At 45.5% G+C, this 13,512-nt stretch carries 11 protein-coding genes; 5 read left to right on the forward strand and 6 right to left on the reverse strand.

The window, feature by feature from the left end; genetic code table 11:
• Nucleotides 1-72: 72 nt before the first annotated feature.
• From hutU to ACFQ2J_RS13650, 4 genes are all read left to right on the forward strand, one after another.
• Nucleotides 73-1,746 carry a urocanate hydratase gene (gene hutU, locus ACFQ2J_RS13635; protein WP_386061445.1) on the forward strand — a complete coding sequence of 558 codons (1,674 nt, stop codon included), beginning with the start codon at nt 73-75 and terminating at the stop codon, nt 1,744-1,746.
• Nucleotides 1,743-3,017, forward strand: coding sequence for an imidazolonepropionase (gene hutI / locus ACFQ2J_RS13640; protein ID WP_386061448.1), 1,275 nt, complete (start codon nt 1,743-1,745; stop codon nt 3,015-3,017). The genes hutU and hutI overlap by 4 nt, the downstream gene beginning before the upstream one ends.
• Nucleotides 3,014-4,000 (forward strand): agmatinase family protein, encoded by a 987-nt coding sequence (locus ACFQ2J_RS13645; protein ID WP_386061450.1) that lies wholly within the window; start codon nt 3,014-3,016, stop codon nt 3,998-4,000. The genes hutI and ACFQ2J_RS13645 overlap by 4 nt, the downstream gene beginning before the upstream one ends.
• Before the next feature lie 104 nt (nt 4,001-4,104).
• Nucleotides 4,105-5,418 carry a YjiH family protein gene (locus tag ACFQ2J_RS13650; protein ID WP_386062507.1) on the forward strand — a complete coding sequence of 438 codons (1,314 nt, stop codon included), beginning with the start codon at nt 4,105-4,107 and terminating at the stop codon, nt 5,416-5,418.
• A 259-nt stretch (nt 5,419-5,677) separates the two neighbouring features.
• On the opposite strand, the gene ACFQ2J_RS13655 is transcribed toward ACFQ2J_RS13650, so the two are convergent.
• The gene (locus tag ACFQ2J_RS13655) at nt 5,678-6,577 is read right to left on the reverse strand and encodes a c-type cytochrome (RefSeq protein ID WP_386061453.1); all 900 of its coding nucleotides are present in this window, start codon (nt 6,575-6,577) and stop codon (nt 5,678-5,680) included.
• A gap of 31 nt (nt 6,578-6,608) precedes the next feature.
• Nucleotides 6,609-7,529: a c-type cytochrome gene (locus ACFQ2J_RS13660; RefSeq protein WP_386061455.1), complete on the reverse strand. Its 921-nt coding sequence runs from the start codon at nt 7,527-7,529 to the stop codon at nt 6,609-6,611.
• A gap of 234 nt (nt 7,530-7,763) precedes the next feature.
• On the opposite strand from ACFQ2J_RS13660, the gene ACFQ2J_RS13665 reads away from it, so the two are divergent.
• Nucleotides 7,764-8,213, forward strand: a complete 450-nt coding sequence (locus tag ACFQ2J_RS13665; protein WP_386061458.1) for a VanZ family protein — start codon at nt 7,764-7,766, stop codon at nt 8,211-8,213.
• Nucleotides 8,214-8,375: 162 nt separating this feature from the next.
• Here the strand turns inward: ACFQ2J_RS13665 and ACFQ2J_RS13670 are convergent, their stop codons facing one another.
• The 4 genes from ACFQ2J_RS13670 to ACFQ2J_RS13685 all read right to left on the reverse strand — a co-directional run bounded on the left by ACFQ2J_RS13670 (nt 8,376) and on the right by ACFQ2J_RS13685 (nt 13,061).
• Nucleotides 8,376-10,517 carry an MMPL family transporter gene (locus ACFQ2J_RS13670; RefSeq protein ID WP_386061461.1) on the reverse strand — a complete coding sequence of 714 codons (2,142 nt, stop codon included), beginning with the start codon at nt 10,515-10,517 and terminating at the stop codon, nt 8,376-8,378.
• Between the two features lie 15 nt (nt 10,518-10,532).
• Entirely contained in the window at nt 10,533-10,925 is a 393-nt protein-coding gene (locus ACFQ2J_RS13675) for a hypothetical protein (RefSeq protein ID WP_386061463.1), read from the reverse strand.
• Between the two features lie 88 nt (nt 10,926-11,013).
• On the reverse strand, nt 11,014-12,387 hold the full coding sequence (locus ACFQ2J_RS13680) for a sensor histidine kinase (protein ID WP_386061466.1): 1,374 nt from the start codon (nt 12,385-12,387) through the stop codon (nt 11,014-11,016).
• Nucleotides 12,384-13,061, reverse strand: coding sequence for a response regulator transcription factor (locus tag ACFQ2J_RS13685; protein ID WP_386061469.1), 678 nt, complete (start codon nt 13,059-13,061; stop codon nt 12,384-12,386). The genes ACFQ2J_RS13680 and ACFQ2J_RS13685 overlap by 4 nt, the downstream gene beginning before the upstream one ends.
• Between the last annotated feature and the right edge of the window lie 451 nt (nt 13,062-13,512).

Raw genomic sequence — 13,512 nt, forward strand, 5'->3', positions numbered from 1 at the left:
TCTATTTTCTTCGTTCGATTCCATCTATCATAGAATTATCAGAAAATTTTGTGATGAGGGGATGGAACTTCAATGACACAACAAAAGAAGATTGAACAGTATAAAGGTACTGAATTGAATACGAAAGGTTGGATCCAGGAAGCTGCACTTCGGATGCTGAATAATAACTTGAGTCCGGAAGTAGCTGAAAAGCCTGACGAGTTGGTCGTCTACGGTGGAATTGGTAAGGCTGCTCGTAACTGGGAGTGCTACGAAGCGATCGTCGATACGTTGAAGGAACTGGAAAACGATGAGACGCTGCTTGTCCAATCAGGTAAGCCAGTTGCTGTATTCAAATCGCATGCGGATGCACCGAAACTGCTGATAGCCAATTCCAATCTTGTACCTGCATGGGCGAATTGGGATCATTTCCATGAACTCGACCAAAAAGGCTTGATGATGTACGGTCAGATGACAGCAGGTAGCTGGATTTACATCGGAAGCCAAGGAATTGTCCAAGGAACCTATGAAACTTTCGCGGAATGCGCACGACAGCATTTCGAAGGAACGTTGAAGCATACCATCACCGTTACTGCCGGGCTTGGCGGTATGGGTGGAGCGCAGCCTCTTGCGGTTACGTTGAACGACGGTGTTTGTATTGCAATTGAGGTGGAACAGCACCGGATCAATCGTCGTCTTGAAACGAAATACCTGGATACATCTACTGATAGTGTGGATGAAGCAATTAAAATGGCCCAGCAAGCAAAAGAAGAAGGCAAGCCTCTTTCCATCGGACTTTTAGGTAATGCAGCGGAAGTCCTGCCTGAAATGATTGAAAAAGGATTTATTCCGGATGTGCTGACGGATCAGACGTCCTCACATGACCCTTTGAATGGATATGTGCCTGAAGGTATGACTCTGGATGAGGCGGATGAATTGAGAGAACAGGATTCCAAGAAATACGTGAGCCTTTCCAAGAAAAGTATTGCCAACCATGTCAAAGCGATGTTGGAAATGCAGAAACAAGGCGCAGTCACTTTTGATTACGGAAACAACATCCGCCAGGTGGCAAAAGATGAAGGCGTTGCAGATGCATTCGACTTCCCGGGGTTTGTACCAGCTTATATCCGCCCGCAATTCTGTGAAGGAAAGGGACCATTCCGTTGGGTAGCTTTATCCGGAGATCCTGAGGATATTTATAAAACGGATGAAGTGATCCTTAGAGAATTCAGTGAAAATGAACACCTATGTAAATGGATTCGTATGGCACAGGACAAAATCAGCTTCCAAGGTCTACCTTCACGTATCTGCTGGCTGGGATATGAAGAACGTGCCAGGTTCGGCAAGATCATTAACGACATGGTAGCAAGTGGCGAATTGAAGGCCCCTGTCGTAATTGGACGTGACCACCTGGATTCTGGTTCAGTTGCTTCACCGAACCGGGAAACGGAAGGTATGAAGGATGGTAGTGATGCCGTAGCAGATTGGCCAATCCTGAATGCGTTGATCAATAGTGTTGGCGGAGCCAGTTGGGTAAGTGTCCATCACGGTGGAGGCGTAGGCATGGGATATTCCTTGCATGCCGGTATGGTCATTGTAGCGGATGGAACGAAAGAAGCGGAAGCTCGTCTTGAGCGGGTGCTGACATCCGATCCTGGTATGGGAGTAGCACGTCATGTTGATGCAGGTTATGAATTGGCAGAACAGACAGCACGAGATAAAGGTGTGCATATTCCAATGCTGAACAAGGAAGGTGCAAAGAAATGACACAATCCCTTTTCATAAAAAATGCAGCCCAGCTGATCACCATGGCCGGGCATTCCAATAATCCAGCTGTAAAAGAAGCCATGTCTGAGCTAAACATTCTCGAGAATGGCAGTGTCTTCATCCAGGACGGCAAGGTCGTAGCGGTTGGAAGTGAATCAGATTTACGCAAAACATATGGTTCACGTCTTGAAGGTACTGAAGAAATCGATGCGACAGGGAAAGTAGTTACACCTGGTCTGATCGATCCTCACACCCACCTCGTTCATGCAGGAACGAGAGAAAATGAATATGCGATGCGTCTGAAAGGAAAGACGTACATGGACATCATGGAGTCAGGCGGAGGTATTCATGCTACGACAAGGGCAACGCAGGAGGCAGATGAAGATCAGCTATATGAAGAGTCTTCTAAGCGATTGGATAAATTCTTTGAGCATGGGGTGACGACTGTCGAAGCGAAAAGTGGGTATGGTCTGACTCTTGAACATGAACTGAAGCAGTTGCGCGTAGCAAAGCGTCTGAACGAAACACATGATATCGATATCGTGTCGACTTTCATGGGTGCTCATGCCGTCCCTATGGATGAAAAAGAAAATCCTGAACCATTTGTGACCAGGGTGATTGAAGAAATGATTCCAGAGGTGGCGAAACAGGAGTTAGCTACCTTCAACGATGTGTTTTGTGAACGGGGAGTCTTCACGCCAGATCAATCGAGAAGAATTTTGGAAGCAGGAAAGAAGCATGGTTTAATTCCGAAAATCCATGCGGATGAAATCGAACCGTATGCTGGAGCAGAACTTGCTGCAGAAGTAGGAGCAATTTCTGCTGATCATTTATTGCGTGCATCTGACGAAGGGATAAAAGCGATGGCGGAGAAAGGTGTCGTAGGCGTGCTACTTCCAGGAACGGCATTCTTTTTGATGGCTGAATTTGCCCGTGCTAGAAATATGATCGATTCAGGTGTACCGGTGGCACTATCAACGGATGCCAATCCCGGTTCCTCACCGACCATTTCGTTACCATTCATCATGAACCTTGGCTGTTTGATGATGGGGATGACACCTGAGGAAGTTCTGACAGCTACGACGATCAATGCTGCCCATGCTATCGGAGTAGCGAAAGAAGCAGGGAGCCTTGAGGAAGGGAAGCGAGGCGATGTCACGATTTGGGACGTGCCGAACTACCTTGTGCTTTCCTATCAATATGGGATGAATCACGTAGATACTGTTGTGAAGTCCGGTAAGGCAGTGGTAGTTGGAGGCCAATTGCAATGAAAAACTATCCATACCCTTTATTGAATCCTCCGACTTTTGTTTGGAACACGCTAAATGCTGAAGAAAGGGACGTAAAGGTGCATGAATGGATTGCAACGATTAATGGACAGGAAATGGACTGGACAGACTATGATGTAACGATCCTAGGTGTACCCTTGTCCAAGTCTTCGATCAGTTCGTCATCAGCCAGCGAGAATCCGGATGCGATGCGTCAGGCTTGGAAAAGCTTCAGTACGTATAATCTGGATGAAGACGTTGACTTGGCAGAACTGAACGTCGTGGATCTAGGTGATGTAGAGCAGCATGTCACTGACATCGGTTATACACACGAACGTATTACAGAAGCGATGGTTGCGATGCGTAAACACCATCCACATACCTTACCAGTGATGATGGGCGGGGATCATTCGATTACAGCTCAGCTCGTAAAAGGGTGGAAGCAGGCACACCCTGAGGAAACGATCGGTGTACTGCAATTTGATACGCACTTTGACTTGCGTGATCCGTCTGAACTCGGTCAGGCGAATGGAACTCCGATCAGACAATTGCTTGAGGCAGGAGTGGTGAAGGGTGAGCACGTCCATAACATCGGTCTCCACGGCTTCTTTAATGCAAAAGCGTTGAAGGACTATGCGGATGAACATGGCGTCCATTACACCACGGTAAAGCAAGCGAGGAAAAAAGGTATCGAAGAGACGGTCCGCCATGCATTACGGGAGCTGGATGCGCACGTGGATACGGTCTATGTAACGTTCGATATGGACGTACTGGATATGGTTCACGGACCAGGAGCTCCAGCTGCCACTCCTGGAGGATTGTACTCACAGGAATTATTCGATGCAGCTTTGATAGCCGGACAGCATTCGAAAGTGAAAGCGATGGACATTGTTTGTCTCGATCCACGTAAGGATATCGGGCAAACACACGTGAAAGCAGCTGTTCATACGATGCTTTCATTTCTTACTGGATATTGCCAAAGGTAACTCCATACCCCAGGTAGCAGATTCATTGCCTGGGGTATGTTTTCAAGTTCAATTATCAGATTATTACGAATACAGGGGGAATACTTATCATGGAACAAAGGGAAATGGCAGTCGGGACAGATCACCAGCCTAATCATACAGGCAACGTTGTTAAGTTTTTTGTGATGAGTCTGATTGGGATCTTTACGTTTTTCATACCGATAACAATCAATGGCACCAGCTCAATCCCACTCGACCATATGGTCACATTCATCCAGCAGACTGTACCGGGACTTTTACCGTATTACGCCTTGGCAGTCATTATACTTGGTGCGATCTTTCCATTTGTAAATAAGTCATGGAATAAAGACGGCGTCAATATTGCCTTATCCATGTTCAAAATACTAGGAGTCATCACAGCCTTGATGCTTGTTTTCAATTTTGGTCCAGCGTGGCTGTTTGATCCAAGTATGGGCCCGTTCCTATTTGAAAAATTAGTGATTCCAGTCGGGCTGTTGGTCCCAATTGGCGCAGTGTTTTTAGCGTTACTTGTAGGATATGGCTTACTGGAATTCATCGGTGTTCTTCTTCAGCCAGTCATGCGACCAATCTGGAAGACACCAGGTCGATCAGCGATTGATGCCGTAGCTTCTTTCGTCGGAAGTTACTCTATTGGTCTACTAATCACCAACCGCGTATTTAAAGAAGGAAAATATAGTATTAAAGAAGCAACCATCATTGCGACAGGTTTCTCTACGGTCTCAGCAACCTTTATGATCGTTGTCGCAAAAACGCTAGGATTGATGGAGATTTGGAACACCTATTTCTGGGTGACGCTGTTTGTAACGTTCCTTGTAACCGCTATCACAGTCAGGATTTGGCCATTGAATAAAATTAGTGAAGATTACTATACAGATGAACCTCATCCTGAGGAGGTAATCAAAGAAAAACGTGTGAAAGCAGCATGGGGGCAGGCGATGGAAGCATCTAAAAAAGCACCTTCCCTTGGAAAAAATGTGTGGATGAATTTAAAGGATGGCTTCATTATGACGATGGCGATTCTTCCATCAATCATGTCTGTAGGTCTATTAGGACTGGTACTTGCTGAATTCACGCCAGTATTCGATATTTTAGGGTACATCTTCTATCCATTCACATGGCTTCTGCAAATTCCAGAACCATTACTAGCGGCAAAAGCAGCTGCCATCGAAATTTCAGAAATGTTCTTACCAGCACTTCTCGTTGCTGAAGCACCATTGATTACGAAATTCGTAATCGGAAGTCTATCGGTATCAGCCATCCTGTTCTTCTCCGCGCTGATTCCATGTATCTTGTCTACTGAAATTCCGGTAAGTATTCCAAAGCTGCTGGTTATCTGGGTGGAGCGTACAATTTTGACATTGATCATTGTTACACCAATTGCGTACCTATTGTTGTAGTGGGTATGGGCCATGCTTCTTTTGAGGAGCATGGTTTTTTGTCGGTGGTTGTGCTGAGGTGGGGGTTCCGGCGACTTTGAGCACCGTTCCGGCGAGTTTGTAGATTTACCGGCGCCATACGGAATTTACCGGCGACTTTTCAGATTTTCCGGCGCCCCAGACAATTTACCGGCGACCACACGTTTTTGGATAGGTTGAGGACATTAAAGAAAGGTCAGCCTTGGAGGCTGACCTTTGAATATAGGCGAAACCACTATCATCAATTTTTCGGAACGACGTTTTCGATTTCTGACCAATCAAATGTACCAGCGCGGATCTGTTCACGGCGGTCCTGGGTAATGATATCAGGAGGTCCATCGCCATTCGGCCAGTCATTTTCGTGGTCATCCCACACTGGGCGCTCGTGTGACAAGATATAGGCGGCCAAATCCGCTGCTTCTTGTTTTGTCAGTGTATTTTCTTCGCCTTTAGGCATGTTTGTCTGGATGTAGCCCGCAGCTTTACTAAGGCGGCCCATTCCTGCGCCGTCATTGAAGGAGCCATCTCCCCACAATGCAGGACCGGAGTTTGGACTTCTTCCAGCTCCATCTGCGGCGTGGCAGGTGATACAGCCTTTCGTTTCGTATAGTTCTTCTCCACTGGTTACATCCGGTTCGGGTACTGTATCAAAAGAAGGCGTCTGTAGTGTTTCCATAGCATCTCCGTTTTGTTCAGCACCTTTTGATAAATGAGTCATATAGGCGACCATGGCCCTCATCTCTCTGCTGTCATGATCCAGTTTCTCTCCATTCATACTCCGTTGCATACAACCGTTAATACGATCTTCCAACGTGAAAATGGTGTCGGAGCGTGGGCGATATACTGGAAATTCACCTGATACTCCCATGAACGAATTCGTATTGGATATCCCGCCATTTGCATGGCAGCTTGTACAGGAAAGTTCATTCCCGACTTCCTCGGCAAGCATCGTGTTCGTGTTATACATCAATTCCTCACCATACAGTATTTCCTCTGTCATTGGATCGTCCGGATCCAGCTCATCCAGTGTACTTTTAAAGTTGTTGGGTGTATCAAACTTCGACTCTGAATTATTCGAGCAAGCTGCAAATGCTGCAATAATCAAGAGTAATAGAGCGATCAGCCATTTGTTTTTCCACATGCAACTGCCTCCTTTTTATAACGGATTATGTTCAATCGGAAGGGACGACATTTTCAATTTCTGTCCAGTCAAATTCTCCATTTTGTATTTGTTCGCGGCGATCCTTATCAATAATATCGGTAGGACGTCCTCCATCAGGCCAGTCATCTTCGTGCCCTTCCCATACAGGTCGATCCTGAGACAGGATGTAAGCGGCCAAATCTGCGGCTTCCTGATCAGTCAATTGATTATCGTCGCCAGGTGGCATATTCCGTTTGATATAGCCTGCTGCTTTTGACAATCGAGACATACCTGCACCGTCGTTGAAAGAATTCTCTCCCCATAGCGCCGGTCCGGAATTGGCTCCTGTACCTGATCCGTCCTGAGCGTGACAGGACAAGCAGTTTTTCGTTTCATATAATTCTTCGCCATTGGCTACATTCGGTTCTGGAACTTCTTCCATCGTATTTTGCATAAGCCAGGGAATGTCTGCATCCTGATCGATGTCTTCGGATATGTAGGACAAGTACGCGACAATTCCCTTCAGTTCATCACTTTCACGATCCAACTTTTCTCCGTTCATGCTTCGAACCATACAACCATTGATGCGGTCTGATAATGTGAAGACGGCTCCTTCCCTCGGTCGATACTGAGGATATTGCGTAGAAACACCGACCATCGATGAACTTTGGCTGACTCCACCATCAGCGTGACAGCTTTGGCAGGAAAGCTCATTACCGACTTCTTCGGATAAAACCGTGTTTGTTTCATTGAACGCTTTTTCCCCTAACAGTATGTACTCTGTCATTGGATCATCCGGGTCCAGATCATCCGTTGAAGGTGGATCAAATTTTGCTTCTTCTGGCTCCTGGTCAAAAGGTGTGGATGGAGTAGACGAAGCATTGTTGGAACAAGCTGCAATGCTGAGCAGAATTAATAGCAGCATCCCTAATAGCCATTTGTTTTTGAACATGTTTTCCCTCCTAATCTAGTTGAATTATTTTTCCCCACTTGGATGGTAGGGCTGGTTTCTTCAGATTACCTATACCCCTTTGGCTATATAATAAACTAGGTTTGGAAATAAAATGGATGGAACTTGTCGATTTTTGGAGTGGTTTAGAAGAATAGAAGATTAGAGAAAGGGCGATCATTTCCTCGTCTATCATCCCTGTAAAATGGACATGCTAGTGCTGGAGGGGTGAGCGGAATGAATATAAACTATGAAATGATGTTCGGAATCGATAAACAGATGCACGTATTCGGCTATGGAGCCATTGCAATCGTGGCTGCCATGGTGATTCTGACTATTTCGGATATGGCAGCAGTGAAAAGAAGGATGATTTATTGTTGGTTTGCGCTGGTTACAGTGGGAATGCTGGAAGAATATCGGCAGTATTTCGTTGCAGAACGGGATGCGGAATTGCTTGATGCGGTGGCGAATACGGTTGGAATTACGTTCGGAATGCTATCTACAGTCGGACTTTTTTACCTTTTCTACTATTGGCATCATACGTTAGTGCGCGTCATAGCAGTCAGCAGTATTGTGGTTCTGGCGCTTTTTATCGGGTTGGTATTTCTGAATGAGCGGCCATTCGTGACTTTTGATCAGCCGGTGCAGGAAAAAGTGGATAGCTTCGTGGCCAGGATTTGGCCATAAATGAAAGAAGGTCAGCCTTGGGAGGCTGACCTTCTTTTGTGGGCGAAACTTTGGATTTGTGAGCGACTTTCATTGGAATATAAGCGAAAATCACTTTTTATGGGCGAAAATCAGAATTTATGAGCGAAATCCCAGAAATATGAGCGAACGCGCAAACCCCAATCATTTCCTCCCTGGCCAGAAACTCCATTTCCCAAGCAATAATATAATCGCCGGTGTCAGAATCGTTCTAACTAGGAATGTATCGATCAGCACCCCTACAGCCACGACGAAGCCGAACATGAACAGTTCCATGATGGGCTGTGTCGTCAGTACGGCAAACGTTGCTGCCAAAATGAGCCCTGCTGCAGAGATGACGCCTCCTGTATGCGTAACACCATGCCGAACTGATTCCAACAAGGAATGCTCTTTATAATATTCTTTTATCCGTGATACTAGCATGATATTGTAATCGACTCCGAGAGCTACCAGAAATACGAACGAATATAGCGGGATCCGGTAGCTCATCTGATCGTATCCGAATACTCCTTTGAAAATCCAATCTGAGAGCCCCAGTGCTGCACTGAACGATAATAGAATTGTCGCCATCATGTAGATGGGTGCAATGATGGAACGGGACTGAAATCCGAGCATGACTGTGATTAGTACGGTAACCAAGGTCAGTACTACAAGTGTGTCACGGTCGTTCGCCGTTCGTGTGTCCAGTGTTGTAGCTGTTTCTCCAGTGAAGGATAGTCCATAAGCCCCTTCATTCAGTCCGCTTTCACTTAGAATATTTTCTTTATTGCTGCGGAGATCTTCCATCGCATCCATTGCTTCTTCGGAATAAGGGTTTTCACTGAACGTCAATTGCAGTTTTGCTGCACGTTCGTCCTCTGACAAGTATTGACGTTCATTGATACTTACACCAGCAACAAGGTTCTCTTTTTCAAGTTGCTCTTGCAATTGCTCGACTGCTTCCTTTTCGATTTTTCCATCCTCTGAAGTTAGAAGAACGGTGGTCGGTGCCACTTCCCCCGGCGTGTAGTTTTCTTCGATCAATTCGAACCCTTCGCGCGACGACATGTCTTCCGGGAATGATTTCAATAGATTATAAGAATAGCTTACGTTGAATGCATTAATGGAAAAGATCAGCATGACGATGAACACGCTGAGCCCTGTCACTAATGGCTTCCTTGTTACAAAACTGCTGATTTTCTCCCAAATGGTAGATGTACGTACGGACTGATTGACCTTAGGAATTGCCGGCCAAAAGGACTTCCTCCCGAAAAAGGTGAATAGCGCAGGAACGAGTGTGAGTCCTGCAAGCAAAATCAATACCATAGCAATGGCGAAAACCGGTGCAAAGCTGCGGTAGGGTTCATAAATTGCCACGGCAAGCGTCAGTACTGCAACGAGGACAGTCCCGCCGCTGAAAAAAATCGGCTCGCCGACTTTGGTCATTGCATTTTTCATAGCTTCATATTTATTCTCTACTACCTGCAGTTCTTCACGGAATCTGGAGAACACGAACAATGAGTAGTCCGTGATGGCAGCAAATAATAGAATCATCATGATCGACAGAGCCTGGCTTTCAATCGAGAAGAGCTCCCATTTTCCTGCAAGACCGATCGTTCTGTTCACGACTTCATACACGATTCCGGAAGCTAAAAGGGGAATCATCGCAAGTAGTGGAGAGCGGTAGAGCACAATCAGTAATACCAGGATCAATCCGATTGTGGAGAAAAGCAGGACCAGGTCCGCTTTTGAGAACAATTCTAAAGCGTCGGATGCTATACCGGCAGGACCAGTAATTGCTACATCAATTGTCCCGGATAATTGCGCGTTCAATTCCTCCTCCATTGCATTGATCGTAGCGTTGACTTCCTCCATTTCCAGTTCATTTTTCAACTCTACCGGGATAACGAGTGTTGTATTATTTTCAGAAAGGAAAGATTGCTGTGCTTCAGGTGGGAACATACCAAACGGCAGTACTCCTGCAACATTGTCCCCCTCAGGTGCGGGCAGGTCATCGATTCCTTTAATTGCGGAAGCTGTCTCTGTCAGTGCTTCTTCGTCAAACGCTTCCTTATTCTGAAAAACAAGGATGGCTGGTAGAGTCCCACTGTCTTCAAAGTGTTCGGCCATCTTTTTGTCGGCAATGACGGACGCTGCATCTTCCGGTAGCCCGGCTCCAGTGGTGTTCACTGCAAAATCCTTTGCCCCCGGTGCAGTTCCACTTAAAGCGAACAAAGCGACCAGCCATATGATCAGGGTAATGAACATCCCTTTTTTACTCAGCATTTTTTCATAAAAAAACTTCATTGATAACAACCCCCATTATTCACTTTCCGATGATAGAAAGAATGTTGAAACTAAAAATAATACGAAACTGATCAATAAAATTGTGCCTCCCCCGATATAAAATGTCAGCGTTACCGCATCAGGCAGGCTGAATAGGTCCAGGAAGTGCAACCACATCCCGAATGTCAATCCGGTCGTGCCGATGATTCCTGTCCATACCTGTACTTTTGCAAGTTTGAGTGCAGTCACGTTGAATACTTTGTAATAGACACTCCAGGCAAACAAAGATAGCCACCCGACGACTAGGATATGAGCGTGGATCGGACGTAATGCGTAAGATCCTGATCCTGCCATATGTGCCCCGATAAACGCACCGATCAATGCGAAAACTCCTGAAAAACGTAGTAATGTTCTGCTGTATTGTTCCATTTCATCTACCTCCTTAAATTAAAAAAACTTCCGCTTCCTTTCATGAACTAGCTTAGATCATGAAAGTGAACGGAAGGTGAATTAGTTGTTACATTTTTTTCAGTGTAAGGCTGAACGTGGTGCCTTTGCCTGGAGCACTGCTTACCTGGATTTCGCCATTGTGTAACTCGATGACCTGCTTCACGATGGATAAACCAAGACCAGTACCTTCAGTGGCTCGGGTCCTTGCCTGGTCAGCCCGATAAAATCGCTCGAAAATATGAAGCTGATCTTCTTCAGTCATACCAATTCCCGTGTCTTTAAAAAGGATTGTCACTTCGTTCTGCTTTTCTTCTAACGTGATGTCGATTCTTCCCCCGGGTGGTGTGTATTTGACCGCGTTCGTGAATAGATTTTCCCAGGCTGCATAAAGCATCGATGCATCTCCGGAAACATGTGCTTCCGGCAATTTATAGTTCAGGGACAAATCTTTATCTTCAAGCATCCAGCGGTATTTCTGGACGATTTCCTTCAATTGTTGTGACACTGGAACCGGCTCGGTTTTGATAAAACTGTTTTTTTGGTCCAGTGAGGTGAGTACAAGCAGTTGGCGTGCCAACTTCGAAAGCCTGTCCGTTTCCTCCCTGATGATGTTGATGTGGGCGGTGCGTTCCTCTTTGGTTAACGACTCGTCCTCCAACAGACGCGCATACCCTTTAATGTTCAGCAGAGGAGACTGGATGTCGTGGGATACATTCGAAATGAATGATTTTCGCATGTGGTCGAGCTCTCCAAGCCGCTTGATCATGTGGTTGAATCTTGTGCCAAGCTCGCCGATCTCGTCGTTCCGGTTGATATCGATTTCGACATCGAATCCTTCATCTGCAACTTTTCCGGTAGCGTTTGAAAGCTGCTTGATCGGTTTGATAAGAAACTTTGCACTGATTAGGACAGCAATCACACTCAGTATAAGCATGACGATGACCATCCAGCCCAACATGATATGAATCTCACTGAAAAGCAACTCGATATCTGGTCGCATAAACAGCGCATAATTTTCACTGTCATATTCAAATGGGACACCAATTGTATTGCCGAGTTCATTGGCGAAGAATCCTGTCACGAACGTTTCATTCGGGAAGTTTTCCATCCCATGATAGATATCTCCAGCTAGGACCTGCTGCTTAATACTATCTGATAGTTGTCGGTCGCGAAAATCTCCACCATAAAACTCCTCATAGCCTGATTGGTTGATGACATAAAGTTGATAACCTGTAGAAGCGGTATGTTCGAGATACTCTTTTAAGCTGTTTTGTGATTCTGCATATTCAGCCATGTTTAAGGCAATTTCAGTGTTTTTCTGGTCATTCTCGGGTTTTACTTTCTGATGGTAATACGTATTCGAAAACAGAAAACCAATCAGTGTGCTGGTGACCATGATTAGAAGCGTCAGGATCAGAAATTTCGAGTAGAGTGTTTTCATCTGCTTCGGACCTCCAGCTTGTAGCCGACACCACGAATTGTGACGATTTCTATAGTTTCGGTGAGGTTGCTTAGTCGTTCACGTATCCGTTTGATATGCACGTTCACAGTCCGGTCGTCGCCTTCGAAATCGAATCCCCATATTTTTTCGATAAGGTCATTGCGTGAGAAAACATGATTCGGATGAGCAGCAAGTAATGCAAGCAGTTCGAACTCCTTAAGGGGGAGGAGGAGATTGTGCTCTCCTATCTGGACCTCATAGCTTTTACGATCGATAGTCATATCTCCGATTTTTGTTACAGTGCCGCTCACCTTGTCGTAACGGCGCAGGACGGCTTGTATTCGGAAAATCAGCTCCTGTGGTTCGAAAGGTTTGACCATGTAATCATCCGTTCCCGATCTGAAACCTTTCTCCTTATCATGCAGTTCACCCTTGGCAGTCAGCATGATGACGGGGATATCATAAGAATCTCTAATTTTTTGAGTCAATTGGTAGCCATCCATATGCGGCATCATGATATCGACTACAGTGAGATCGATCAGCTGTTTTTCTAGAACGCTCAACGCCTCTTGGCCATCGGCAGCTTTCTGTACCTGATAGCCAGCGTTTGTAAGGTCGATTTCAACCAGGTTCAATATATGTTGATCGTCATCTACGATTAAAATGGAAGTCATCAATGGCACTCCTTTGTTTGCACTCCTATTGTTTCTTATTTTACATCGTACATTCTAATACTACAGGTGAAAAATGAACGGAAGGTGAACAATTCTATTTTTGAGGGGGACTGTCCCTCAATGCGTTAGTGCGGTAAAGAGGAGGGGGTTGTGCTGGGGAAGGGATATGGGCGAAATTTAGGATTTATGAGCGAAACCCTTAGGTTTATGGGCGAAAATCAGAATTTATGAGCGATTTTTGAAATATATGAGCGAAAATCTGGATTTGTGGGCGAACCCCAAATGGGCCGCCACAGATGAACCACACCATTTACAAACTCTTAATGAAAACGCCTCCAAAATTTTATTGCCATCGATTGGTTAATGTTGTATGATTATGAATAATCAGACATATAAATTAGACAGGTTATTGTCTATGGGTAGAGATGAGGAGAACCCTGTGACCAATAAA

The organism is Thalassobacillus hwangdonensis (assembly GCF_042675915.1).
GTDB classification, from domain to species: domain Bacteria; phylum Bacillota; class Bacilli; order Bacillales; family Halobacillaceae; genus Thalassobacillus_A; species Thalassobacillus_A hwangdonensis.